The sequence below is a fragment of the Rhodococcus sp. NPDC056506 genome (assembly GCF_042794945.1).
In the GTDB taxonomy this organism is placed as follows: Bacteria; Actinomycetota; Actinomycetes; order Mycobacteriales; family Mycobacteriaceae; genus Rhodococcus_F.
Window position 1 is genome coordinate 36145 of record NZ_JBHTSW010000034.1, and the last position, 25610, is coordinate 61754.

The window sequence follows — 25610 nt, forward strand, 5'->3', positions numbered from 1 at the left end:
CCACATGACTCCACGCATCAGAACGCCGACGGATCGTCCACCAATGCCTTGCCGACGTCTGTGCTCAGTCGAAGAGCAGCACGAGCCCACTCCAGGCTCGCTCCCGCAAGACCACAGCGTGGGGTCACCGCGACCCGGGTCTGCAGGAGTTCACGCGAGAATCCGAGACGATCGATCAGCGTGACTGCGGGCATCGCGCACTCTTTCCACGTCACCGGCTTTTCCGGCTCCACGGACGGAACCAGACCGAGCGCCAATTCCTTGCCGGCGTCGAACAACTGGCCGATACCGTCGAGATCGCGTGAGCCGATGAGCGACATGTCGAAGCTCACGCCGAACGCCTGACTTCGCCTCAATAGATCCCACGGCATGTCGGCGCCGCAACTGTGGACGATCGTGGGCAACCCGCAACCGCTGATCGTCGAGTCGAGAACGGCGAGCGCCTCGGGTTCGGGCAAAGCCGGAACGCTCTCCATCTTGGTGCGCCCGGGCAGCGAACCGGCCAGTACTGCCGCGATCTGGGGCTCGTCCAACTGGATCACCACTGCGGCGCCGGTCCGACGAGTGACCTCGGCCGCATGACGCGCGAGACCCTCACCGAGTGATTCGGCGATGTCGCGGAGCGCCCCGCGGTCGACGAGAACTCGCGAGCCGTTCGCGACCTCGATCTCGGCGCCGAGCGTCAACGGGCCGGCAGCTTGGAGCTTGATCACGTGATCTCCACCGACCAAGCGAGCCGACTCCCAGGCTTCCTCGAGTGCGTCGAGATCCTGATTCAGGAAGTCCTCGGCCCGCTTCGCGACGTTGCCCCGCCGAGGCACGACGCGATAGGCACGCGTCGAGGCGTCAAGGTTGATGTCGACCAAAATGGCCCCTGCCCGGCCGACCATGTCTGCGCCGAGACCCCGGCCCGGCAACTCCACCAGATGTGGGAAACCGCCAAGCTCGCCGAGGATGGTTGCTGCACTTTCGCGGGCATCCGTGCCCGGCCAGGATCCGATTCCGGTGACGAGGCCACCGATGGAAACCTGCTGCGTCACAGTGTGTTCGGCTCGGATTCGGTGCCCGAGATGGTGCCACTGCCGAGAACCTGGTCGCCCAGTTCGCTGTCGGGGCGATACAACACGACAGCCTGTCCCTTCGCGACGCCGGTCAGTGGTTCGCGCAACGAGATCGAGATACCGCCACTCGAAGTACCGTCATCGACGGCCTCCGCGACGGCCTGCGCCAGTCCGCCGTGCGCACGAACCTGCACCATGCATTCGACGGGGCCTTCCGGCGCCTGGCCCGAAGTCCAGATCGCACGCTGCGCCGAGATGGCCCAGACGTCGAGGTTCTTGGCCGATCCCACTCGGACCGTTCCGGTTTCGGGCTCGATCGCGGTCACGTACCGCGGACGGCCGTCACCCGCCGGACCTTCGACGCCGAGACCCTTGCGCTGTCCGATCGTGAAGCCGTGGACGCCGTCGTGCGCAGCGAGGACTTCACCGGAATCGGCGTCGACAACGCTTCCGGGACGAACGCCGATGCGCGCACCCAGGAATGCTCGTGTGTCGCCGGTCGGGATGAAGCAGATGTCGTGGCTGTCAGGCTTGTTCGCCACAGCGATCCCGCGCTCGGCCGCTTCCTCGCGGATCTGTTCCTTCGGGGTGTCACCGATCGGGAACATCGCGCGTGAAAGCTGCTCTGCCGTCAGCACACCGAGGACGTACGACTGGTCCTTGTCCGCGTCGACCGCCCGGCGCAGGACGCCGTCTTCGAGGCGTGCGTAGTGACCGGTCGCCACGGCGTCGAAGCCGAGAGCGACCGCGCGATCGGCGAGTGCGGTGAACTTGATCTTCTCGTTGCAGCGCAGGCAGGGGTTGGGGGTCTCACCTGCCGCGTAGGACGCCACGAAGTCGTCGATCACGTCTTCCTTGAAGCGATCGGCGAAATCCCAGACGTAGAAGGGTATTCCGAGGACGTCGGCGGCGCGCCTGGCGTCGCCGGCATCTTCCTTCGAGCAGCAACCCCGCGAACCCGTACGCAATGCGCCCGGCGCCGTGGACAGCGCAAGATGAACGCCGACGACGTCATGTCCGGCGGCAACAGCGCGGGCGGCGGCGACAGCGGAGTCGACACCTCCGCTCATGGCTGCGAGTACTCGCATCAGCGATCCCCTCCACGCGAACCGGCACCGGCAAGACCGGCGGCCCGAGCGCGCTCTACTACTTGTGGAAGCGCTGCGAGCAGCGCAACCACATCGGTGACACTCGACGTATGTCCGAGCGAAAATCTCAGTGAGCCACGCGCTACGGGCGATTCGACGCCCATCGCGATCAACACGTGACTGGCCCGGGCCACACCGGCAGTGCAGGCCGAACCGGTGGAACATTCGATACCGGCTGCGTCGAGGAGCATCAGCAACGAATCGCCCTCGCAGCCGGGAAAGGTGAAGTGTGCGTTACCGGGAAGCCGATCGGAACCGGTCGGGCCGTTGAGCACCGACTCGGGAAGGATCTCCAGGACTCCCTCGATCAAACGGTCACGCAGCTGCGCCAATTCCCTTGTGCTGGAATCGAAGTTCTCGACGTTTGCGCGCAGCGCCGCAGCCATTCCGACAACTCCCGCGGTATCCGGAGTGCCCGAACGCAGATCACGTTCGTGCCCACCGCCGTGAAGGAGCGGCACACAGGGAACCTGGCGACCGAGCAAGAGTGCACCGACGCCGTGGGGACCACCGAATTTATGTGCCGCGATGCTCAGCGCGGACAACTTGCTCGCTGCGAAGTCGACGGGCAATTGAGCAACGGCCTGGACCGCGTCGCTGTGCATCGGAATCTCGAACTCTGCCGAGACCTCCGCCAACTCCACGATCGGCATGATCGAGCCGACCTCGTTGTTGGCCCACATCACCGTCACCAGTGCTACTTCGTCGGCGTGCACGGACAGCTCGTCGCGCAACGTCTGCGGATCGACCACACCGTTCTCGTCGACCGGCAACCACGTCACGCGCGCGCCCTCGTGTTGCTCGAGCCACTCGACGGCGTCGAGCACAGCATGATGCTCGACGGAGCTGGCCAGAATGCGAGTGCGTCGTGGATCGGCGTCACGGCGAGCCCAGTAGATGCCCTTGACCGCGAGGTTGTCGCTCTCGGTTCCCCCGGAGGTGAAGATGACCTCCGACGGCCGCGCGCCCAGGCTGGCGGCGATCGATTCGCGCGATTCCTCGACACGGCGCCGGGCCGCACGGCCGGAGCCGTGCAGCGAGGACGCGTTGCCCACGGTTTTGAAGGTATCGGTCATCGCCTCGATAGCGGCTGCCGACATCGGAGTCGTGGCGGCATGATCGAGGTACACCGGAAATCCGGCGTGGGCACTGTGTGCAGGCAGAGTCATGGCTTGACCAGGATAGCCCAGCACGAGAGCTCGCCCAGCCTCGCTCAGCAGGCTAAGCGCTCATCGCCGGGGAGGGATCGATTTGTCCCACGGCTTGTGTCACGAGTTCCGGTGCGGGGTCGAAGATGTCGTGAGCTGCCAGATCGATGACGTCGACGCCGCGTACGGCTCTCTCGCATCGCTGCGCGAGATCGGCTCGGCACTCCCCTGCCTCCTCGAGCGGAGCCAGCCTGACCTTCACCTCGACGTTCTTCTGACGCAGGATCCGGCGGATGGACTGACCGATCGTTTCGGTGCCGACAAAGCACGGTCCGGTGCACAGGGAACCGTCGGCGTTCTCGTATCGGATCGCCATCGGCTGAACCGGGCATTCGGCGTCGACGGCAGCTTGGAACATCGCCGGGCGGAAACCGCCGTACGCTCGGCCACACCAGGTCGTTCCCTCGGGAAAAACCATCACGCGGACACCGCGCTGCAGGCGTTCGCGCACGACGTCGACGGTTCCGGGGAGGTCCCGCAGTCGTGCTCGATCGATGGGCACGACGCGCATCCGCCGCGCGAGACCGCCGAGCACTGCCCAGTCGAGCAGGTCGGCGCGGGCGACGAAGTTGGCCGGAGCAACGGCGCTCGCGACCAGTACATCGGTCCAGGACACGTGACCGGCGACAACCATCACGCCCGCCGGTTCGGCGCGCCCCAACCGTTGATCGTCGACCGTGAGCTTGATCCCCAGACAGCGCAGCAACGCCCGCGAGTATCCGCGTTGCATCTCCGTTCGCCAGGTGCGTGGGAGCAGCCAGCCGGCCGACAGCACCGGCGCAGTCACCAGGGCGGCACCGACCATGACCCCGCGGGCAATCACGGTGATACTCGACACACCGGGTGCGTCCGCGGGTAGACACCCGTCGCCGCAGGGGCTCGTCGGTACCCAGTACGGCACCGCCGCGGTCATCAGCCGATCCCCGACTCGTGTGCGGCGGCCGCCGATCGCAGCCGTTCGAGATAACGCTTGTTTGCGGAGTGAAGGCCTTGCAGCGCAACAAAATCAGCCACGCCAAACTCGGGATCGTGAGCAGGCTCCCCGCACATTGTCGCGCCCATCCGTAGGTAGCCGCGGAGCAACGGCGGCATCGTGAGGCGTTCCGGTGCGGCAATCTCGTCGAGCGTCCGGCCGCCGAGGACCACCGGGTTTCGAGGTGTCACCCGTCGCGAAACCGGGCTGGCGTGCTTGTTCATCACGAAGTCACGCACGCCGCGGACATCTGCGCCGGCGATGGCGTCGGGGCGCGGCAGGATGGGCACGGAGACGCACCCCATCACCCACTCGTATCCAGTCAGTTCGAGGTAGTGCAGGATGCCCGACCACATCAGGCTCAGGACGGATCCGGTGCGGTGAGCGGGATCGACGCACGCGCGACCCATCTCGACGATTCTATTCGCCACCGGGTCGAGCGCGGAGATGTCGAATTCCGTTGCGGTGTAATACCCACCGGCCGCCGCAGCGGAATCCGGCGGCAGCATTCGGTAGCAGCCGACGTACTCCTCGGTGATGTTGTCACGAACGAGAAGATGATCACAGAATTCGTCGAAGGCGTCGGCGTCGAGTTCGAACACCCCAGCCGTTGCCGGGAGGGAGAAGCCGGGCTCGGAGGCGAACACTCGGTATCGAAGACGCTGCGCAGCGACACGATGCTCGCGGTCGGAGGAGACGATCAGGGAATATCTCGGCTGGGCGACCTCACGGCCGAGATTGTCACTCGCGGAGCGAAGGACTGACGTAATTGTCATGCGCAAGGTTTATCGAGCGCGAACGGCATCCCGGTATCGACGAAGTGACATACCGATGCAGGCCGGGTGAATAAAGCACTGTGCGCCTTTATCAACCGCGGGGGGTTGATAAAGGCGCACAGCAGATTGTGCTCTTTAGCCCTTGTGGGACTTCACAGCTTCGGTGAGCTGCGGTGCGACGTTGAACAGGTCGCCCACGATGCCGAAGTCGGCGATCTCGAAGATGGGTGCCTCTTCGTCCTTGTTGACCGCGACGATGGTCTTGGACGTCTGCATGCCGGCGCGGTGCTGGATGGCACCGGAAATGCCGAGCGCGATGTACAGCTGCGGGGAGACCGTCTTACCGGTCTGACCGACCTGGAACTGTCCGGGGTAGTAGCCCGAGTCCACAGCGGCACGCGAAGCACCGACTGCAGCGCCGAGGGAATCGGCCAGCTCTTCGACGACGGAGAACTTGTCCGCGCTGCCGACGCCACGTCCACCGGAGACGACAACCGACGCCTCGGTGAGCTCGGGGCGGTCGCCGCCGACGATGGGCTCACGCGAGGTGACCTTGACGGCGCTCTCGTCCTGAGCCGGAACCTCGACGGTGATCTGCTCGCCTGCGCCGGCCTGCGGAGCAGCCTCGACGGCACCCGGACGAACCGAGTAGACGGGAACGTCGCCGTTGGCCTTGGCCTCGACGGTGAACGCGCCACCGAAGATGGAGTGGACGCCGGTGCCGTCAGCCTTGATCTCGATGACGTCGGTCAGCAGTCCGGAGCCCAGACGTGCGGCCAGACGACCGGCAACCTCTTTGCCCTCGGTGCCGGCTGCGGTGATGACTGCTGCCGGGCTGGTGGACTCGACCAGAGCGGCGAGAACGTCGACTTTGGGGGTGACGAGGTAGCCGTCGATGTCGTCGGACTCGGCGACGTAGATCTTCTCGGCGCCGGCTGCTGCCAGCGCGTCGGCGAGCTTTGCTGCGGTGCCTGCGGGGCCGGCGACAACTGCCGACGGCTCACCGAGTGCGCGTGCAGCGGTGATGAGTTCGGTGCTGACCTTCTTCAGCGCACCCTCTGCGTGCTCTACGAGCACAAGTACTTCTGCCATGACTTAACTCTCCCTGAGTTCTTCTGCTGGATGTCTAGAAGGGCGCGATCAGATGACCTTGTTGCTGACGAGGTAAGCGGCAATCTTGGTGCCACCGTCTCCCTCGTCGGCGATGCGCTCACCAGCGGTACGGGGGGGCTTCGGGGTGGAGGACGTCACGGTGGTGCCGGCGTTGGCAACACCGACGGTCTCCGGATCGACTCCGAGGTCGGCCAGCGTGTAGACGAGAACTTCCTTCTTCTTCGCGGCCATGATGCCCTTGAAGGACGGGAAGCGCGGCTCGTTGATCTTCTCGGTGACCGAGACGATCGCGGGCAGCGAAGCTTCGAGGCCGAAGACGCCCTCGTCGGTCTCGCGCTCACCGGTGATCTTGCCGTCGGCGACGACGACCTTGCGCAGCTGCGTGAGCTGCGGGATGCCCAGGTACTCGGCGATGATGGCCGGGACAGCGCCGACGCGGCCGTCGGTGGCCTCGTTGCCGGCGATGATCAGGTCGGCAGGCTCGTCGTTCTCGAAGGTGATCTGTCCGAGAGCAGCAGCGAGGGTCCATGCGGTCTGGATCGCGTCGGAGCCGTGCAGTGCCGGGTCGTTGATGTGGACAGCCTTGTCGGCGCCCATCGACAGAGCCTTGCGGATAGCGTCGGTGGCGCGGTCGGGACCTGCGGACAGCACCGTTACCTCACCGCCCTGAGCTTCCTTGATGAGGAGTGCTTCTTCGACGGAGCGCTCGTTGATCTCGTCGAGGACCGCGTCGGCGGCTTCACGGTCAAGCGTGTAGTCGCCGTCGGTCAGCTTGCGCTCGGACCATGTGTCGGGGACCTGCTTGATCAAAACAACGATATTCGTCATGGGTCTTCGTCGACCTCCTGTGTGTAATTCACCTGATAAATCGTCTGTGGTGCTCGCGCAGTCCGAGCGTCCGAAAAGAGAGTCCGACAGGTCTCCCTACGGGCGGATTTCTCGGTTCACGTCGGCTGTGCGTTAGATTACCCCACGTTAAGTTACCGGTGGGTAACTTAACGTGGAACCTCGTCCACCATAACGGCACGAACAGGAATTGACAGCAGTGATCTGGACCACGGCGAACACGTTCTACTCGGATGGCACTAATCTCGCACGGGTGAGTGAAACGAGTGTCAGCAACCACGAGGACGCACCCCTGCCCCTGACGGGCGAGCGAACGGTGCCAGGAATCCCCGAGGAGAACTACTGGTTCCGACGCCACGAAGTGGTGTACCGCGCACTTCTGGAGCGCTGCACGGATCGCCGAGTCCTCGAAGCCGGATCCGGAGAAGGCTACGGCGCCAACATGATTGCCGACGTCGCAGCGAAGGTTACCGGCCTCGATTACGACATCTCCGCGGTCGAACACGTCCGTGCCCGCTACCCACGCGTCGAGATGCTTCACGGCAACCTCGCCGAGCTTCCTCTGGCCGACAACTCCGTTGACGTCGTCGTCAATTTCCAGGTGATCGAGCACCTGTGGGATCAGGGTCAGTTCCTGCGCGAGTGCTTCCGAGTTCTCGCTCCCGGCGGTGAACTTCTGATCAGCACCCCCAACCGGATCACCTTCTCCCCCGGCCGCGACACGCCGCTCAACCCTTTCCATACTCGTGAGCTCAACGCCGCTGAAATGACCGAATTGCTCGAAGACGCCGGATTCCGCGTTCAGTTGATGACCGGTGTGCACCACGGTTCGCGCCTGAAGGAACTCGACGCCAAGCACGGCGGATCGTTCATCAATGCGCAGATCGACCGCGCGCTGGCCGGTGAGCCCTGGCCGGAAGATCTCACCCGCGACGTCGAGGGCATCACCGTCGACGATTTCAGCATCAGCGAACCTGACATCGACGCAAGCCTCGACCTCGTCGCTATTGCCGTGAAGGAAACCGGCGAGTGAGTAACGCAACACCCGTGAGCGAACCGGGGATGTTCGCCCTGGTTCTGCACTCCCATCTGCCGTGGCTCGCCAACCACGGCAGATGGCCAGTCGGCGAGGAATGGATCTACCAGTCCTGGGCTGCGTCGTACATTCCGCTCGCCGCGGCGCTACGACGCCTGGCCGACGAGGGCCGATCGCACTTGCTGACGCTGGGAATCACGCCGGTACTCGCAGCCCAGTTGGACGATCCCCACTGCCTCGCCGGAATGCATCACTGGCTCGGCAACTGGCAGATCCGCGCCCACGAGGCCGCCGGCATGCCGGACGCAGCGCACCGCGAACTCGGAGCGCGCGAACACCGGGCGTCAGCAGCCGCTCTCGAAGATTTCGAGACTCACTGGCAGCACGGTGCCTCGCCGGTATTTCGCGACCTCATCGATCGGGAGGCATTCGAGCTTCTCGGCGGGCCGCTGGCCCATCCGTTCCAACCACTGCTCGATCCCCGCTTGCGAGCCTTCTCCCTCCGCGAAGGTCTCGCCGACGCGCATGCCCGGTGGAACCACACCCCTACCGGGATCTGGGGACCCGAGTGCGGGTACACCCCGGGCATGGAGCGCGGTTACGCCGAAGCCGGCGTCACTCACTTCATGGTCGACGGCCCCGCCCTGCGCGGCGACACGTCCCTCGGTCGACCGGTTCGAGAATCCGACGTCGTCGCTTTCGGCCGCGACCTGCAGGTCAGCTACCGTGTCTGGTCCCCCAAGTCCGGATACCCGGGCCACGCTGCCTACCGCGACTTCCACACCTACGACCACGCGACAGGCCTCAAGCCGTCGCGGGTCACCGGACGGACCGTCGACTCCGCCGACAAGTTGCCGTACGACCCCGAACTCGCCGCGGCCGCCGTCGACAAGCATGTCGCCGACTTCGTCGACACCGTTCGGGCGCGTCTGCGCAGTGAATCCGCCCGCATCGGCCGCGACGCCCTCGTGGTCGCCGCTTTCGACACCGAACTGTTCGGGCACTGGTGGCACGAAGGTCCGCAGTGGCTCGAGAAGCTCCTGCGCGCGCTCCCCGAAGCCGGAATCCGCGTCGGCACCCTCGCCGACGCCAAGGCATCGGGATACGTCGGCGAACCCGTTCAGCTCGAGGACTCGTCCTGGGGATCGGGTAAGGACTGGCGCGTGTGGGCCGGCGATCAGGTATCCGACCTGGTGCAACTGAACTCCGAAGTGGTGGAGACCGCGCTCGGCACCGTGGACAAGTCTCGCGGACGCGACAACGCACCCGGACGACCGGAACTGCGAAACCGCGTCAACGATCAGGTACTTCGCGAGACACTGATGACAGTTTCGAGCGATTGGGCATTCATGGTGAGCAAGGATTCGGCCGCGGGGTACGCCCGCGAACGTGCGCACAAGCACGCCCATGCGACCAGGGAAATCTCCGAAGCGCTGGTATCCGGCCGCGATGCCGTCGCCGTGCGACTCGCCGAAGGCTGGAATCGCGCCGACGGGTTGTTCCCGGGACTGGATGCTCGCCGTCTACCTGACACAGAACTGAGTCCGTCGTGAAAATTCTCATCGTCTCGTGGGAGTACCCACCGGTCGTCGTCGGCGGGCTCGGTCGACACGTCCACCATCTCGCCACCGAATTGGCAGCCGCGGGCCATGAGGTCGTGGTGCTCTCACGCCGCCCGTCCGGCACCGATTCATCGACCCACCCGACAGTCACGCACATTTCCGAGGGCGTTCTCGTCGTCGCGGTGGCCGAGGACCCGGCGCACTTCGTCTTCGGTGAGGACATGCTCGCGTGGACCCTGGCCATGGGCCATGCGATGGTCCGTGCCGGAATGGCGCTGCACAAGCCGGGCGTCGGCGAAGGTTGGCAACCTGATGTGGTGCACGCGCACGACTGGTTGGTTGCACATCCGGCGATCGCCCTGGCCGAATTCTACGACGTACCACTGGTTTCCACGCTTCACGCCACCGAAGCCGGTCGGCACAGCGGTTGGATCTCCGGCCGAATCAACCGCCAGGTCCACTCCGTCGAATGGTGGCTCGCAAACGAATCCGACTCTCTCATAACCTGTTCGGCGTCAATGCAGGAAGAAGTGACCGAGCTCTACGGCCCGACGCTTCCACCGATCACCGTCATCCGCAACGGAATCGACGTGACCACGTGGAACTTTCGCGAACGAGGACCGCGTTCCGGACCGCCGAAACTCCTCTTCGTCGGCCGCCTGGAATACGAGAAGGGTGTGCAGGACGCCATCGCGGCACTCCCCCGTATCCGTCGTAGCCACCCCGGCACGACCCTCGCGATCGCAGGCGAAGGTACCCAGTTCACCTGGCTCTACCAACAGGCACGCACGCATCGCGTCGCGCGGGCCGTCGACTTTCTCGGCAACCTCGATCACACCGAACTGCTCAGCTGGCTGCACGGCGCGGATGCCATCGTCCTGCCGTCACGCTACGAGCCGTTCGGGATCATCGCCCTCGAAGCGGCGGCAGCCGGCACTCCGTTGATCACGTCCACCGCAGGCGGACTGGGCGAGGCCGTCGTCGACGGCGTGACAGGCATGTCCTTCCAACCGGGCGACATCGCCGGCCTCACCTCGGCAGTTCGCGAGGTTCTCGACGATCCCGCCGGGGCACAGGAGCGGGCCGTGGCCGCCCGGGCACGCCTGACGTCGGACTTCGACTGGCATCAGGTCGCCGAGGAGACTGCGCACGTCTATGCGGGCGCAAAGCGTCGGGTGCGGCAGCCCCTGGCACGTCCGCAGATACCCGAGCGTCCGCTACCTGGGCGCTGACCTCAAGGGGTCGGGAGCGGCGCGGTGAAGCGAGAACTCGCATCCCCGAGCAGATGGCCTGGCGGCAGCATCCGACCGCACAGCACCAGCAGCAGATCCTGCGCCGCTCCGTGGACCTCGGCGCCCGCACCGTATTCCCAGTCCCGGTCGTCGGCGCGCAACCGCGCGCCGTCGAGGTCCGTCCCGAAATACTTGACCGTTTTGGGCGAGAGGCCGCCGAGGACGCGGCTGAGCCGGTCTTCCGGCACCACGTAATCGTCACCGAGTGCCACGCGAATGTCCTGACCGTGGATCACGTCGTGCGAGAGCGCGCCCTCGAAGCCGCCGCCCGGCGGCTTCCACGGGTGTGCGACGTTGTCACGAAGCGAGGCGAGTAGTTGTTGCTCACCAACTTCCGACGCGTCGGCGAGCGCTCGCCGATTCGACATCTTGTTGAAATTTCCGCGTGACTTGACCATTTCCACGACGAATCGCGGCGCCGAGTATCGGTACGGCATGGTGATGTGCGCGATCACTTCGCGGACGCGCCACCCGTCGCACAGGGTCGGCGCGTTCCACTGCTCTGCGCTCAGGCTTTCGAGAAATTCCACCAGTTCGCGGCGCTGCGCCACGACCCATTCGGGTGTCTGTTCGCTCATGTCGGCACTCCTTTCACCGACGCAGACTTTCGGCGCCGATACCGATACAGACCGGTGGCGGCGCCGAAAGTAATCGCGGGCTCTGTCGAAAAGCGACTTACGACGTCGACGACGCGTCGGCAGCGTCTGCGGCAGCCTTCTTGCGCGCGATGTCCTCGAGCGCGGCGACGTACTTCGCGCGATCGGCAGCGCCGGCTTCCCAATCGGACTTGCGGTTCTTGACCGCCTTCGCGGGCGAGCCGACGGCGATGCTGTAGTCCGGGATGTCTCCCTTGACGACGGCGTGGGCCCCGAGGACACAACCACGTCCGACGCGGGTGTTCCGCAGCACGGTGACCTTGGCGGCAACCCAGGTGTCCGGGCCGATACGGACGGGGCCCTTGACGATGCCCTGGTCCTTGATCGGTGTGTTGATGTCGTCCATGCGGTGGTCGAAGTCGCAGATGTAGCACCAGTCGGCTACGAGCGTCGAAGCACCGATTTCGATGTCGAGGTAGGTGTTTACGACGTTGTCCTTGCCGAAGACGACCTTGTCGCCGATGCGCAGCGAGCCTTCGTGACACCGGATCGCATTGCCGTCACCGATGTGCACCCAGCGCCCGATCTCGAGGCGGGACAGGTCGGGGGTGGAATGGATTTCGACGTTCTTGCCGAGGAACACCATGCCGCGCAGGATCACGTGCGGGTTGGCCATCTTGAACTTGGCGAGACGGTAGTACCGCACCAGGTACCAGGGTGTGTACGCCTTGTTCGCCAGAACCCATTTGAGGGAATCGACCGTCAAGAACTTGGCCTGATCGCTGTCGCCTCGGCGTGATCCCCGCCATCGAGTGCGCAACGGTGCGCCCCACATGCTCGTCATGAGTGTTCAGCCTACGTGGGGCCGACTCACCGACCCTCGGGGTGTGCCCCGTCACGTTGCCCCGGTCGGGATAGTCTCTGGTCCGGGCTTGTGCAGTTGTCGAAGGCTCTTGACGAAGTGAAGGCAGGGAGATTGTGATGCGGCGGGTCCTACGGTCGTCCGTGATGGTGTCGACGGCGATCGCTGCGGTCCTGATCGCCGGTTGCGGCAGCGACGACGGCCGGGTGGACCGGTACGCGTCGGCGGGTTGGCCGGCCATGCATGCCGACGCACGCAACAGCGACACGAGTCCGGTCACCGGATCACGCGATATCGAGTTCGCGTGGTCACGGCCCCTCGGCGGTCCGGTTGCCGCGTACGCCTCGGTGGCCGCGAACGGCCAGAGCTTCGTCACCGCCCGCACCGAGAACGGCTGCAATCTCTTTTCGTTCCAGATGGATTCGGGTCGCAAGAAGTGGTGCGCTCGACTCAACGACGGCGTAGTCGCCTCGACGCCCATCGTCGACACGGCCACCAATGTCTACGTCGGCGAGAGCGGCGCGATGATGTCGTTCACCGAGACCGGTCAATTGCGTTGGCGCACGCTCGTTGTCGGCACCCCTCTCTCGTCGCAGTTCACCGGCGACGGAAACCTGTTGTTCATCACCCAACTGGGCCAGATCAACGTGCTCGACCCGCAGACCGGTGCAAAGGTTCTTCCGTCGTTCGACCTGATCCCACCGCCGTCGATCGACCAGGGCGCGAACGCAGAACTCATTCCCGACAACAAGGGTTTGAACGAGTGCTTCCTCGGCACGTCCGGCTGCCCGGTGGCCAATACTCCGGCAGTCGACCTCGGCACCGGCAAGTTCTACTTCACCTTCTACGGGCCCAGTTCTCAGGCTGCCGATCTGGTCGCCATGAAGTACACGGGCGGCGACAATCCGTCCATCACCCGTGAGTGGTCCACCGATGCGCTTCCCGGTGGGACTGCGTCGAGCCCGGACCTGTCGAAGGACGGCAAGACCGTGTACGCCACCGACAACAACGGATCACTCTGGGCGGTGGACGCCGAAACCGGTGACCCCCGGTGGAGTTACGACATCGGCTTCAACTCGGCCGGCAGCGCCTCGACGTCCGACGACGGCCTGATCATCCCCGCCGGCGGCGACAAGGGGCATCTCCTTGCCGTGCGCGACGAGGGAGATCATGCCGAACTGGTCTGGGAGCGTAAGGACCTTCTGCAGCTGGGTGTTCCGGCACAGACCGCCGGAAACACCGGATACACCGTCGTACGTGAGGGTGAGAACGGACTGAGCCTGATCACCTTCGACACCGAAACCGGCGAGACGGTGGATCAGGACACGTTGCCGGGCGCGGTCGGCTTCACCGTCGGCACTTCCATCGGACCCAAGGGTGAAGTGTTGACGCCCAGCGCAATCGGTGAGCTGTTCGTCTTCAAGTGATCTAGCGGGATGCCTCACAGATGAAGGCCGACGCAGATCGTCCGATCCGAACGATCACGACGCTCAGCGCGAGCGAGCCTTTCAGCTTGAGCCGCGGACGCAGCACTGCCGGATCGACGTCGACTCCCCGCACCAAAATTTCGGCGACACCGCAGTCCCGCTTGGCCAGCGTCTGCTTGAGCAGTTTCTCCGAGTACTTGATCTGCTCGAGGATCCGGAATCCGCGAACGCCCTCAGGGACACTGTCACCGGTCAGATAAGCGATCCGCGGATCCAGTTGCCACAGGCCGTGTCTGGCAGCGTAGTGGCGCACGAGGCCCGCGCGCACTACCGCCCCGTCCGGGTCGACGATCCACTCCCCCGGTGCCTGCTCCGGGATGACGTCATCCTCGGCGTCGGTGATCGCCCAACCGGTCCCGTCGGAGCGAAGCACCGACGCTCGACGCGTAACGCCGGACTCGGCCAGCCCCGAAGACCACAGGCAGGCTTCCTTGACACCGCCGTCGAGCGAGACGACCTCGACTTCGCCCGCCCAACCGAGATTGTCGAAATCGAGTCCGGGAGCGCACTTCACGGCGAGATCTCGCCCGGAGTACGCCTCGATGAGGTCTGGTAAGGGCGGCATCAGCGCTGCGGGATCATGAGTGCGGCGACCGCCCGATCGCCTTGCGGGATCTGCCAGTACGACGGTTCCGCGACTCGTCGGGCGGAGAGCGTCGGCGCGCAACAACGCTGCACTCGGCACATTGCGCTGCGCCATCGCCAGCCGAACGGAATCGATGTCGCTGCCGATCACGCGATGCGCAACGCCGGTCAATGCGTGCAGTTCTGCGCCGATGGAGCACGTCACGTCATGGACGTCGCGCCCGATCAGACGCTGCGCACGCTGGGCCGCGACAACGCCAGGAGTGGCTTGTTGCATCGCGTCGTCCGTGAACAACCACTGCTCACTGCCCGGCAGTTTGGCGGCCGCCTTGCGCCGAAGTAGGACGGTGTCCACGAGCGCGGGCATGTGATCACCGAAACGCGTACGCGCCCGGCCGATGTCGGCCAGACGCGTACGCGTGGACAGTTCGAGCTGATCCACTTCGGCCAAGGCCGCTACGCCGGAATCACTTCCGAGATAGTCGACGTCGCCGAGGGTGAAGTCATAGCCCAATTCAGTTGCCGGGCTTCACGCCGGTGATCATGACGTTGTAGAAGAATCCGCGAGGAACGACGTGGCGGAGTACCTTCTCGTCGACCCAGCTGAGCGTCTTCCAACCACCGAAAGCGAAACGCCCCCAGCCCCAACCGAGCTTCTCCGGCGGAACAGCCGCCTCGAAGGTACGGACAGGCCAGCCGAGAAGAGCCGCGGCGAACTCCTCGGTGGCAGCGTGGACCTGATCGGCGCCGGCGGACTTCGCCATGTTCTCGAGGTCCGTGGGATCGAACGTGTGGATGTCGACGACAGCTTCGAGAGCTGCTGCGCGGGAGGACTCGTCGAGCTCTTCCTGCGGGCGACGCCAGTCTGCGAGGAACGGCAGCTTGGTCACGCGTGTGGTTGCTTCCCACGTCGCGCGGCCGAGCCAGCGAGCGTAGAAGTTGCCGACAGTGGTGGGCTCACCGGCGAAGACGAAACGTCCGCCGGGCTTGAGGACACGAAGGACCTCACGCAGCGACTTCTCGACGTCCGGAATGTGGTGCAGCACGGCGTGGCCGACAACCAGGTCGAAGGTGTTGTCCTCGTACGGAATGGTCTCGGCGTCGGCGACACGGCCGTCGACCGGCAGGCCGAGGCTCTCGGCATTGCGCAACGCGACCTTGACCATGCCGGGAGAGAGGTCGGTGACCGAGCCGGTTTTGGCGACTCCACCCTGCATCAGGTTGAGGAGGAAGAATCCGGTGCCGCAACCCAGTTCGAGGGCGCGCTCGTACGGGAGCGGCTGGTCGCCCGCGACGGCGTCGAAACGACCACGTGCGTAGTCGATGCAGCGCTCGTCGTACGAGATGGACCACTTGTCGTCGTAGGTTTCGGCTTCCCAGTCGTGGTAGAGCACCTGGGCGAGCTTGGTGTCCTTACGAGCGGCCTCGACCTCTTCGGCCGTGGCGTGCGGCCGCGGCGCGGGGTCGACTACCGAGGTGTCGGTAGCGGCGGGCGGCGTGACGGTTGCGTCGTCATTCGGGCTGGCTGTCATGGCGGCTATCCTACTCGCTGGTAAGAGATGAACAAGTTCTAGTTTAGGGGAGCCTACTCGCCCGTGAACTCGGCCTTGCCCGGACCGTTGGCGATGAACGACTCCATGCCGATCGTCTGATCCTTGGTCGCGAACAATCCGGCGAACAGATGCTGCTCGATCTTGAGGCCGGATTCCAGGTCGGTGTTCAGACCCTCGTCGATGGCCGCCTTGGCAGCAGCCAACGCGCGCGACGCACCTCCGACGAACTGCGAGGCCCACGTACGGGCTGCGGTGTAGACGTCGTCAGGAGCGACGACCTCGTCGACCAACCCGATGGCCAACGCCTCGTCAGCCCCGACGAAACGGCCGGTGAAGACCAGATCCTTGGCCTTGGCCGGCCCGATCAGGCGAGCGAGGCGCTGCGTTCCGCCGCCACCGGGAATGATTCCGAGCAGAATCTCCGGAACTCCGAGCTTGGCGTTGTCTCCGACAATCCGGCGATCGGCCGAAAGGGCAACTTCGAGTCCGCCACCGAGTGCGTATCCGGTGATCGCGGCAACGGTCGGCTTCGGGATGGACGCCACGGCGCCGAGCCCGGCCTGCATGCCACCGATCGCGTCACGGATCTGGCCGTAGTCCATCTCGGCCATTTCCTTGACGTCGGCGCCGGCAGCGAAGACCTTCTCCCCGCCGTAGACGATGACGGCCTTGACCGTCTTGTCGACGGTCGCAGCGTGTGCGGCAGCTGCCAACTCGTCCTGCACCTGACGGTTCAGTGCGTTCATGGGCGGGCGCGCCAGACGGATGGTGCCGATGCCTTCGGAAACTTCGAGAGTCACAAATTCAGCCATGATCGAGAATCTACTTTGCCGCCTTGATCGACCACGGATGCGGTCCGGCGGTGTAGTAGCCGTCCTGGTTCGGGAATTCCACGCGCAGGGTTTCCTCGTCGGTGATCAGCGTAGGCAGGATGACGGGGATCTCCGGCTCGGCTGCGAGTATCTCCGCCACCGAGCTGAACTTGGCCAATTCGGTCAGCTGACTCCATGTCGGCGGCAACAGGATGCTGCCACCCTCACGCCAATGCGCAAGAGCGTCCTGCGGGCTCTGCCAACGAACCTCGGCGGCCTCGGAGGTGACTCCGTCCGCAATCTGTCCGGTCGGTGACGCCGCGACGAAGAAGCGTGTGTCGTAGCGGCGGGTCTCGCCCACCGGCGTGATCCAGTTCGCCCACGGCCGCAGCAGATCCGTTCGCAGGACCAGGTTCTCCTTTTTCAGGAAATCACTGAACGACAGCTCGTGCTTTTCGAGGGCAACCCGGTCCTGCGCGTAGCCGGCCGTGTCGGCCACGACGGTGCCTGCGGTCGGTCCGGCGAGCAGGACGCCGCACTCCTCGAACGTTTCCCGAACCGCAGCCAAGACGAGGGCCTTCGCCCGAGCCACATCCGTGCTGAACCGCTCGGCCCACCACTCGACCGACGGGCCGGCCCACTCGACCTCGGCCGTCGCGTCGGACTTGTCGACGCCGCCGCCGGGGAAGACCGTCATGCCCCCGGCAAACGCCATCCCCTGTACTCGTTGAAGCAGGAAGATCTCGATACCGGATTCGGCATCGCGCACCAAGATGACGGTCGACGCGTCCTTGGGCTCGGGGACAGCGTTTGCATTCTCGTTAGCCATGCTTCGCGAACCTACGCGATCTGTGATCTGGGCCGCATTTCAGGTCCCACTGAAGCTCACGCGCGATGAGCTCCGGACGGCCTCGCGCGGCGCGCGAAGTATCGGCCGTCCGCCTTGTCGAGGCTGATGGACTGGCTGAATGCCGCGCTCAGATTTTCGGCGGTGATGACGTCGTCCAGAAGCCCCTGGGAGACGACCTCACCTTCCTTGAGAAGGAGTGCGTGAGTGAATCCCGGCGGGATTTCCTCGACGTGATGGGTGATCAGAACGGTTGCCGGGGCGTCCGGATCGGCAGCCAGTTCGGCGAGTCTGGCCACAAGTTCCTCACGGCCACCGAGGTCGAGCCCGGCGGCGGGCTCGTCCAGAAGAAGAAGTTCGGGATCGGTCATCAGGGCTCGCGCGATGAGGACGCGCTTGCGCTCGCCTTCGGAAAGCGTCCCGTACGTACGATCCGCCAGGTGCTCGGCGCCGAGGCTTTCGAGCATCTCGACAGCACGCGAGGTGTCCATGGATTCGTACTCCTCGCGCCACCGACCGAGAACGGCGTAGCCCGCCGACACGACGAGGTCGCTGACCTTCTCGTCGCCGGGAACGCGGTTCGCCAACGACGACGAAGACAAACCGATTCGCGGGCGCAACTCGTTGACGTCGACCTTGCCGAGAACTTCACCGAGGAGGTGGGCGGAACCACTGGTCGGAAAGGTCTCGCCGGCCGCGATGCGCAGCAGCGACGTCTTGCCGGCGCCGTTGGGTCCGAGCACCACCCATCGCTCGTCGAGCTCCACTTTCCAGGTGACGGGACCCACGAGAGTGGACCCTCCCCGGCGGATGAGTACGTTGTCGAAATCGATGAGCAGATCTGGATCAGGTAGCGGCACCCGAACATCTTCCCGCACATTCTCCGGCCGTTCACGGCAGGATCATCTTGCGTGTCGCCTCTCATCGAAACTCACACCCCGACGCCCGGGTCTCCGTTCCCCCTCGGCGCCCACATCGTGGACTCCGGAACCCAGTTCGCGGTCCACGCCCCGGCCGCGTCGAGCGTCCACATCTGCCTGATCGACCAGGCCGGAAACGAAGATCGCGTCGAACTTCGGCAACACACGTACGGAATCTGGCACGGAATCATCGCCGGGGTCGGTGCGGGGCAGCGATACGGAATTCGGGCGAGCGGTCCGTGGAATCCGCGAGCCGGGCTGAGACTGAATCCACACAAGCTGCTCGTCGATCCGTGGGCGCGCCGCATCGAGGGGGAACTCGGTGATCACCGTGCCCTGCTGTCGTACGCCGACGATTCCTTCGGCGACCCGTCGACGCTCGACTCGCTCGGCCACGTGCCACTGTCCGTGGTGACTCCAGGCCTCGTGCCCGCCGCCGCCCGCCTCGAGACGCCGTGGGAGGAAAGCGTGATCTACGAGCTGCATGTGGGCTCGTACACCGCCACGCATCCAGGAGTTCCCGCAGCCCACCGCGGAACGTACCTCGGTCTGACCGCGCCGGCTGTGATCGATCACCTCGTCGCACTCGGCGTCACCGCCGTGGAACTGCTTCCCGTGCAGGCGTTTCTGACCGAACACAGCGTCCGCGAGCGAGGGATGCGCAACCACTGGGGTTACTCGACGGCGTCGTACTTCGCCCCGCATCCCGGATACGCGGCAACGCCGGGCAGCGAAGTCACCGAGTTCCGGATCATGGTCGACGCACTTCACGCGGCAGGCATCGAGGTCATCCTCGACGTCGTCTACAACCACACCTGCGAGCAGAGCGTCGACGGAATCAGTGTCAGCTGGCGAGGTTTGGACGGTCCCGGCTACTACCTTCTCGACAGCGACGGCCGCGACATCGACCTGACCGGGTGCGGCAACACGGTCGACGCCTGCTCCCCCATCGCGGTCCGCATGATCACCGACAGCCTCCGTTACTGGGCCACCGAAATGGGTGTCGACGGCTTCCGATTCGATCTCGCGAGCGCGTTGGGTCGGCCGCGCGGCGGCGGCTTCGACCAGCGCGCGTCCATCCTCTCCGCCATCTCGTCCGATCCGGTACTGACTCGGTGCAAGCTCATCGCCGAACCCTGGGATGCGACTGCCGACGGATACCAGGTCGGAAACTTCGGACTCCAGTGGTCCGAATGGAACGACAAGTACCGCAGCACCATTCGCCAGTTCTGGAACGGCGGCTCCAGCGTCCGGAAGGTCGCGTCGCGTCTCGCCGGTTCCGAGGACATCTTTGCCGGCAGCGGCCGTCGCCCCTGGGCATCGATCAACTTCGTCACCGCGCACGACGGGTTCACGGCCGCCGATCTAGTGACATACGACCACAAGCACAACGAGGCCAACGGTGAAGACAATCGTGACGGCGCCGATCACAACGATTCGTTCAACCACGGAATCGAAGGTCCGAGCACCGATCCCGAAATTCAGGACGCCAGGGCGCGCCACGTACGGGCGCTGCTCGCCACGCTCATGCTGTCGACAGGTACACCGATGCTCACCGCCGGTGACGAGTTCGGCCACAGCCTGGGCGGGAACAACAACGCGTACTGTGTTCCCGCTCTTGCCTCCCCCGCCCAGTCGTGGGCACTGGACTGGACGAGCGCCGATCAGTCGTTGGTGCGATTCGTCTCCCGAGCTCTCGGACTACGCCGAGCGGCACCGGCGTTGCGTCAGCCCGAATTCTTCGAAGGCAGAAGAAGACTGGAACACCCGGACCTCGTCTGGTTCGACGCTGCCGGCATCGAGTTCGACGACACCGCGTGGTACGACGAGACTCACCGAACCCTGCAGGCCTGGATCGACGGCGCCGACGTTCGGTCCCACACGCGGACCGGGCGCCCTCTCGGTGACGACAGTTGGCTCCTGATCCTGCATTCCGGCGGACCGGCTCAGGTCACCGTCGGAACTCCGGAATGGTTCGACGGCACCTTGACTGCATCGTTCGATTCGGCGTCACCCACCGGAGAGCCTGCCTCGACCGCGGAAGTTTCCGTCGGCACCGAAATTTCGTTGACCGGACCCACGGTCTTGGCCTTACGTTCGGTGGCACGTCCGCCGGTCACCGCTGCTGTCATGGAATCCGGCAGCACCTTGATCAGGAATTGAATGGTCGGTCCGATTCCGAAGGCGTACAACACGGTTCCGACGCCGACGGTTCCACCGAGAAGCCATCCGGTAGCGAGGACCGCGATTTCGATGCTGGTACGCACGAGCCTGACCGACAGGCCGGTGCGAGCAACCAATCCGGTCATCAATCCGTCGCGAGGACCCGGCCCCATGCCGGCGCCGATGTAGAGAACGCTGGCCAGTCCGTTGAGGAGAATTCCCCCGACCATGATGGCAGCGCGAACTGGCATGGAATCGAAGACCGGCAAGAAGGCCAGTGAAGTATCCACCGAGATGGCAATCACCACGACATTGGCGACCGTGCCGAATCCCGGGCGCTGACGGATCGGAATCCAGAGCAGCAGTACCACCGCACCGGTGATTGCAGTGATCACGCCGAAGCTGAGCGAAACGTGCTCGGCAACACCCTGATGAAACACATCCCACGGATCGAGGCCGAGCCCCGCTGTGATCATCATGGCCATCGAGAACCCGTACAACCACAGACCGACGAACAGCGAGGCAAATCTCCGTATCAACACTCGACCATCCTGAAGGCCACTGGACTGTTCATCCATAGCCAAGTTGCCGATACTGGACTGGTCGGTTGAGTCTTACGGAACCGCAATGACTGTCATGGAACCCGGTGCGACTTCCGTGAACCCTGCATCACGAACCGCGACGGCCTCCGACTTCTTCAATCGATCTACTGCCTCGGCCCACTGTTTCGGACTTGCGTCGCGGACCGAGCAGCGAAAGTCGTTCTGCGCCCAGGTCCAGCATTGTTCCTCGGACATGGCCGCTGCCAACAACATCGAGGCATGGCCGACCTGAGCCGACGCCTTGCCTACCGTCATCTCGAGCGCCGCGTCGATCCACAGCACCGGCAGTCCAGGCTCGGGCGGTCCGGGTTCGTCGTGCTCGAGATCGGTGCCACCGATCTGCAACTTCTTGATTCGGGGGTCCAGTTCTCCGACCGGCCCGGGAACCAAAGCCCGCGCCTGGGCACCATCCACGTCGACGGTGATGCCCGGTACCTCCTGTGCGGCAAGCCACTGAGCACCTCGCGCTCGACGAGAGACCTTCCGGATCCGGGCACCCACCCACGCCGAATAGTCCTCGTGCCACGGGCCGGGTTCCCCGTCTTCGGTGAACCCGACGCGTTCGTCCAGGCACAGCGCAACTGCCGCGGTTGCCGCAGCCTCGAGCAGTGCAGTGCGCTTCGGCGGGTCTGCCTTCGGAATATGGAGAACGATCGGCATCGCCAGCACCAGCGCCGGATCCGCAGGATCGTCTTGCCCACCGTATCCAGCGGCCAGCACCGCGTGACGCTGGCGCCACCGAGAATCGGGGCCGGACATCACAGTTGGATCTGAACTTGCAGCTGGATCGGCACTGACTGCTGGATCGGAACTCATGGAATCGGTACGCGTCGTACGCCACCGTCGACGGCGTCTGCCGCCTCGACCTCGTCGCGAGTCACACCGAGAATGAACAGCACAGCATCGAGGAAGGGGTGCGACAGAGCCGCATCCGCTACCTCGCGCAGCGCGGGCTTGGCGTTGAAGGCCACACCCAGGCCCGCGGCGTTGAGCATGTCGATGTCGTTGGCACCGTCACCGACGGCGACGGTCTGTTCCATCGGCACACCGACCTGATCGGCGAACTTGCGCAGCGCTACGGCCTTCGCGGCACGGTCGACGATCTCACCGATCACACGACCGGTCAGCTTGCCGTCGACGATCTCGAGAGTGTTGGCGTGTACGAAGTCCAGTTCGAGTTCGTGTGCGAGGCCTTCGATGACCTGTCGGAAGCCTCCGGACACGACACCGCAGTGGAATCCGAGACGACGCAGGGTGCGAATGGTGGTGCGAGCACCCGGCGTCAGTTCGATGCTCTCTGCCACCTCGTCGATGACGGAGGCGTCGAGACCGGCGAGTGTGGCAACCCGCTGGTGCAGTGATTCGGTGAAGTCGATCTCGCCGCGCATTGCAGCTTCGGTGACAGCGCGGACCTCGTCCTCGACGCCGGCCTTCGCGGCCAGCATCTCGATGACCTCGCCCTGGACGAGCGTCGAATCCACGTCGAACACGATCAGACGCTTGGCCCGGCGAGCGAGACCTGCGCGCTCGACCGCGATGTCGACGTTTTCGAGAGCGGCAACCTCGGCGAGTCCGGTGCGCAGCTTCGCGTCGCCGTCGACGGTATCGGCCGCACTGACGCTGAGTTCCAAACCGGTGACGGGGTAATCGGCGACACCACGGATCGAATCGATGTTGGCGCCCTGCTTCGCGAGTTCGCGCGCAACCGATCGCATTGCGCGAGCATTGACCGGGCTGCCGAGAACAACTACCGCGTGGGTAGATACCGCGGGCCGTCCGGGATCGGCACCGATTTCGATGTCGACGTTCATTCCGACCGTCGCCATCGCCTGTTCGAGTTCTTCCTGAAGCGCTTCGGGATCGTTCGGGCAGGCCACCATGACTCCGAGTGTCAGTCGACCTCGAATCACCACCTGCTCCACGTCGAGTAGACGCACATCGTGCCGCGACAGCGCCGCGAACAATACCGAGGTGACGCCAGGGCGGTCCGGCCCGGTCACAGTCACCAGAACAGTGGTGTCAGAGGCACCCACCGAAAACTCCGATCGTTTCTTCGTTCGCGTCTTTATCGTCACTATTGTGCCAAGCGAAAGGCCCCACCCGTTACTCGGGCGGGGCCTTCGCTGATTACTTCAGTGTGTTACTTCGCTCAGGAGCGGCTGTCGGTGCCGGGGTCGCCTTCGTCCCCGACTGTCAGCGGCTCGTGACGAGCATCTTCGAGCACGGTGCTGGCGTTCTTCCCACCGTGGCCGGGGCCGACATGCGCTTCCGCGCGCATCCGCTCGACCATGTGCGGGTAGTGCAGCTCGAACGCCGGACGCTCGCTACGGATGCGCGGCAACTCGGTGAAGTTGTGACGCGGCGGCGGGCAGGTTGTTGCCCACTCCAGCGAGTTTCCGTAGCCCCACGGATCGTCGACGGTGACAACTTCGCCGTAGCGGTAACTCTTGAAGACGTTCCAGATGAACGGCAGCGTCGAGGCACCGAGTACGAAGGCGAAGATCGTGGACACCGAGTTCAGAACCGTGAATCCGTCCGAGGGCAGGTAGTCGGCGTAGCGGCGCGGCATGCCTTCGGCACCGAGCCAGTGCTGCACGAGGAACGTGCCGTGGAAACCGACGAACGTGGTCCAGAAGTGCCACTTGCCGAGGCGCTCGTCCATCATGCGACCGGTCATCTTCGGGAACCAGAAGTAGATACCGGCGTAGGTGGCGAACACGACCGTGCCGAAGACCACGTAGTGGAAGTGGGCGACGACGAAGTAGCTGTCCGTGACGTGGAAGTCGAGCGGCGGGCTCGCGAGGATGACACCCGACAGACCACCGAAGAGGAAGGTGATCAGGAAGCCGATCGAGAACAGCATCGGCGATTCGAAGGTCAACTGCCCCTTCCACATCGTTCCGATCCAGTTGAAGATCTTCACACCTGTCGGCACGGCGATCAGGAACGTCATGAACGAGAAGTACGGCAGGAGAACAGCGCCGGTTGCGTACATGTGGTGAGCCCACACCGCGATCGACAGAGCGGCGATGGCCAGCGTTGCGTACACCAGACCGCTGTAGCCGAAGATCGGCTTACGGCTGAAGACCGGGAAGATCTCCGAGACGATGCCGAAGAACGGCAGCGCGATGATGTACACCTCGGGGTGACCGAAGAACCAGAACAGGTGCTGCCACAGGAGCACACCACCCGTTGCCGGGTCGAAGATGTGTCCACCGAGATGGCGGTCGACGAACAGGCCCATGAATGCAGCGGTCAGCAGCGGGAACGCCAGCAGGATCAGGATGCTGGTGATGAAGATGTTCCAGGTGAAGATCGGCATGCGGAACATGGTCATACCGGGTGCGCGCAGGCAGATCACGGTGGTGACCATGTTGACGCCACCGAGGATGGTGCCGAGGCCGGCAACAGCCAGACCCAAGACCCACAGGTCGGCGCCGACGCCGGGGCTATGCAGCGCGCTGGTGAGCGGCGTGTATGCCGTCCAACCGAAGTCTGCTGCGCCACCGGGCGTGACGAATCCGGCCGTCGTGATGATCGCGCCGAACAGGTACAGCCAGTAGCTGAACGCGTTCAGACGCGGGAACGCGACGTCGGGTGCACCGATCTGGAGCGGAAGAATGTAGTTCGCGAAGCCGAAGACGATCGGGGTCGCGTACAGCAGCAGCATGATCGTGCCGTGCATGGTGAACAGCTGGTTGAACTGTTCATTGGAAAGGAACTGCATGCCGGGTACAGCAAGTTCGGCACGCATCATCAGTGCCATGAGGCCACCGATGAGGAAGAAGGCGATGGAAGTCGCCAAGTACATGATTCCGAGCACCTTGGGATCGGTGGTCGTGATCATCTTGAAAATGAATGAGCCCTTGGGTCCCTGCCGCGGCGGGTAAGGCCTGGCCGGCGCTATCGTGGGGACTGGCTGGGGCGCTACGGCAGTCACTGATCCTCCTGAATGTGCCTTTGGTCGCTCCGCAGACTCCGTTACAGAGCCCTTGGTTGCGCCCGCAGGGTCCGTCGCCCGGGCTGCGGACAACGGCTTCTGGCTTGCGCTCATCGAATCGTAGACCGTGACTCCGAGGCACCGCGACCCGGTCCTACTCTGCGTCGTACTCGAGCATCCGTTTTTCGGGGAACCGAACGAACGACCTGCGGTTTATGTTCCCTGGGG

General features: G+C 64.6%; 22 protein-coding genes and 1 pseudogene. 5 read left to right on the forward strand and 18 right to left on the reverse strand.

Annotated features, from left to right (window positions below):
* Positions 1 to 17: 17 nt before the first annotated feature.
* The 7 genes from ACFQ6H_RS22485 to ACFQ6H_RS22515 all read right to left on the reverse strand — a co-directional run bounded on the left by ACFQ6H_RS22485 (position 18) and on the right by ACFQ6H_RS22515 (position 7107).
* The gene (locus ACFQ6H_RS22485; protein ID WP_378648692.1) at positions 18 to 1040 is read right to left on the reverse strand and encodes a methionine synthase; all 1023 of its coding nucleotides are present in this window, start codon (positions 1038 to 1040) and stop codon (positions 18 to 20) included.
* Complete coding sequence (mnmA, locus tag ACFQ6H_RS22490; RefSeq protein ID WP_378648694.1) at positions 1037 to 2149, reverse strand: tRNA 2-thiouridine(34) synthase MnmA; 1113 nt, start codon at positions 2147 to 2149, stop codon at positions 1037 to 1039. Before mnmA ends, ACFQ6H_RS22485 begins: the two co-directional genes overlap by 4 nt.
* A complete protein-coding gene (locus tag ACFQ6H_RS22495) occupies positions 2149 to 3378 on the reverse strand; it encodes a cysteine desulfurase family protein (protein WP_378648696.1) in 1230 nt (409 codons plus the stop codon). The genes mnmA and ACFQ6H_RS22495 overlap by 1 nt, the downstream gene beginning before the upstream one ends.
* A 52-nt stretch (positions 3379 to 3430) precedes the next feature.
* Complete coding sequence (locus tag ACFQ6H_RS22500; RefSeq protein WP_378648698.1) at positions 3431 to 4330, reverse strand: lysophospholipid acyltransferase family protein; 900 nt, start codon at positions 4328 to 4330, stop codon at positions 3431 to 3433.
* A complete protein-coding gene (locus ACFQ6H_RS22505) occupies positions 4330 to 5166 on the reverse strand; it encodes a GNAT family N-acetyltransferase (RefSeq protein ID WP_378648700.1) in 837 nt (278 codons plus the stop codon). Before ACFQ6H_RS22505 ends, ACFQ6H_RS22500 begins: the two co-directional genes overlap by 1 nt.
* A 135-nt stretch (positions 5167 to 5301) precedes the next feature.
* On the reverse strand, positions 5302 to 6258 hold the full coding sequence (locus tag ACFQ6H_RS22510) for an electron transfer flavoprotein subunit alpha/FixB family protein (protein ID WP_003944698.1): 957 nt from the start codon (positions 6256 to 6258) through the stop codon (positions 5302 to 5304).
* 48 nt (positions 6259 to 6306) lie between these two features.
* On the reverse strand, positions 6307 to 7107 hold the full coding sequence (locus tag ACFQ6H_RS22515) for an electron transfer flavoprotein subunit beta/FixA family protein (protein ID WP_019747906.1): 801 nt from the start codon (positions 7105 to 7107) through the stop codon (positions 6307 to 6309).
* Between the two features lie 271 nt (positions 7108 to 7378).
* On the opposite strand from ACFQ6H_RS22515, the gene ACFQ6H_RS22520 reads away from it, so the two are divergent.
* From ACFQ6H_RS22520 to ACFQ6H_RS22530, 3 genes are read left to right on the forward strand one after another with little or no spacing between them, the layout of a single operon-like run.
* Entirely contained in the window at positions 7379 to 8158 is a 780-nt protein-coding gene (locus ACFQ6H_RS22520; protein ID WP_378648702.1) for a class I SAM-dependent methyltransferase, read from the forward strand.
* Positions 8159 to 8187: 29 nt separating this feature from the next.
* The gene (locus ACFQ6H_RS22525) at positions 8188 to 9714 is read left to right on the forward strand and encodes a 1,4-alpha-glucan branching protein domain-containing protein (protein ID WP_378545339.1); all 1527 of its coding nucleotides are present in this window, start codon (positions 8188 to 8190) and stop codon (positions 9712 to 9714) included.
* Positions 9711 to 10955 carry a glycosyltransferase family 4 protein gene (locus tag ACFQ6H_RS22530; RefSeq protein WP_283303686.1) on the forward strand — a complete coding sequence of 415 codons (1245 nt, stop codon included), beginning with the start codon at positions 9711 to 9713 and terminating at the stop codon, positions 10953 to 10955. The genes ACFQ6H_RS22525 and ACFQ6H_RS22530 overlap by 4 nt, the downstream gene beginning before the upstream one ends.
* A 2-nt stretch (positions 10956 to 10957) precedes the next feature.
* Here the strand turns inward: ACFQ6H_RS22530 and ACFQ6H_RS22535 are convergent, their stop codons facing one another.
* Positions 10958 to 11593 (reverse strand): maleylpyruvate isomerase family mycothiol-dependent enzyme, encoded by a 636-nt coding sequence (locus tag ACFQ6H_RS22535; protein WP_378648704.1) that lies wholly within the window; start codon positions 11591 to 11593, stop codon positions 10958 to 10960.
* Positions 11594 to 11690: 97 nt separating this feature from the next.
* The gene (locus ACFQ6H_RS22540) at positions 11691 to 12455 is read right to left on the reverse strand and encodes an acyltransferase (RefSeq protein WP_283303684.1); all 765 of its coding nucleotides are present in this window, start codon (positions 12453 to 12455) and stop codon (positions 11691 to 11693) included.
* 137 nt (positions 12456 to 12592) lie between these two features.
* On the opposite strand from ACFQ6H_RS22540, the gene ACFQ6H_RS22545 reads away from it, so the two are divergent.
* Positions 12593 to 13900: a PQQ-binding-like beta-propeller repeat protein gene (locus ACFQ6H_RS22545; protein ID WP_378648706.1), complete on the forward strand. Its 1308-nt coding sequence runs from the start codon at positions 12593 to 12595 to the stop codon at positions 13898 to 13900.
* Between the two features lies 1 nt (position 13901).
* Here the strand turns inward: ACFQ6H_RS22545 and ACFQ6H_RS22550 are convergent, their stop codons facing one another.
* From ACFQ6H_RS22550 to ACFQ6H_RS22570, 5 genes are read right to left on the reverse strand one after another with little or no spacing between them, the layout of a single operon-like run.
* Positions 13902 to 15059, reverse strand: coding sequence for a class I SAM-dependent methyltransferase (locus ACFQ6H_RS22550; protein WP_378648708.1), 1158 nt, complete (start codon positions 15057 to 15059; stop codon positions 13902 to 13904).
* Position 15060: 1 nt separating this feature from the next.
* On the reverse strand, positions 15061 to 16077 hold the full coding sequence (locus tag ACFQ6H_RS22555) for a class I SAM-dependent methyltransferase (protein WP_003944733.1): 1017 nt from the start codon (positions 16075 to 16077) through the stop codon (positions 15061 to 15063).
* 53 nt (positions 16078 to 16130) lie between these two features.
* Positions 16131 to 16910 (reverse strand): enoyl-CoA hydratase/isomerase family protein, encoded by a 780-nt coding sequence (locus ACFQ6H_RS22560; RefSeq protein ID WP_378648710.1) that lies wholly within the window; start codon positions 16908 to 16910, stop codon positions 16131 to 16133.
* 10 nt (positions 16911 to 16920) lie between these two features.
* Positions 16921 to 17739, reverse strand: coding sequence for an NUDIX hydrolase (locus ACFQ6H_RS22565; RefSeq protein ID WP_378449133.1), 819 nt, complete (start codon positions 17737 to 17739; stop codon positions 16921 to 16923).
* A gap of 56 nt (positions 17740 to 17795) precedes the next feature.
* Positions 17796 to 18617, reverse strand: a complete 822-nt coding sequence (locus tag ACFQ6H_RS22570; protein ID WP_003944728.1) for an ABC transporter ATP-binding protein — start codon at positions 18615 to 18617, stop codon at positions 17796 to 17798.
* A gap of 51 nt (positions 18618 to 18668) precedes the next feature.
* Between ACFQ6H_RS22570 and glgX the strand changes: the two are divergent.
* Positions 18669 to 20711: pseudogene (gene glgX / locus ACFQ6H_RS22575) on the forward strand (glycogen debranching protein GlgX); the annotation flags it as partial.
* Here glgX and ACFQ6H_RS22580 read toward each other — a convergent pair.
* The 4 genes from ACFQ6H_RS22580 to ctaD all read right to left on the reverse strand — a co-directional run bounded on the left by ACFQ6H_RS22580 (position 20624) and on the right by ctaD (position 25382).
* Positions 20624 to 21418 carry a YitT family protein gene (locus ACFQ6H_RS22580; RefSeq protein ID WP_378648718.1) on the reverse strand — a complete coding sequence of 265 codons (795 nt, stop codon included), beginning with the start codon at positions 21416 to 21418 and terminating at the stop codon, positions 20624 to 20626. The pseudogene glgX and the gene ACFQ6H_RS22580 overlap by 88 nt on opposite strands.
* Positions 21419 to 21454: 36 nt before the next feature.
* On the reverse strand, positions 21455 to 22201 hold the full coding sequence (locus tag ACFQ6H_RS22585) for a peptidyl-tRNA hydrolase (protein ID WP_378648712.1): 747 nt from the start codon (positions 22199 to 22201) through the stop codon (positions 21455 to 21457).
* A gap of 53 nt (positions 22202 to 22254) precedes the next feature.
* Entirely contained in the window at positions 22255 to 23475 is a 1221-nt protein-coding gene (gene serB / locus ACFQ6H_RS22590; protein ID WP_020969288.1) for a phosphoserine phosphatase SerB, read from the reverse strand.
* Positions 23476 to 23591: 116 nt separating this feature from the next.
* Complete coding sequence (gene ctaD / locus ACFQ6H_RS22595) at positions 23592 to 25382, reverse strand: cytochrome c oxidase subunit I (protein WP_020907234.1); 1791 nt, start codon at positions 25380 to 25382, stop codon at positions 23592 to 23594.
* Positions 25383 to 25610: the final 228 nt, after the last annotated feature.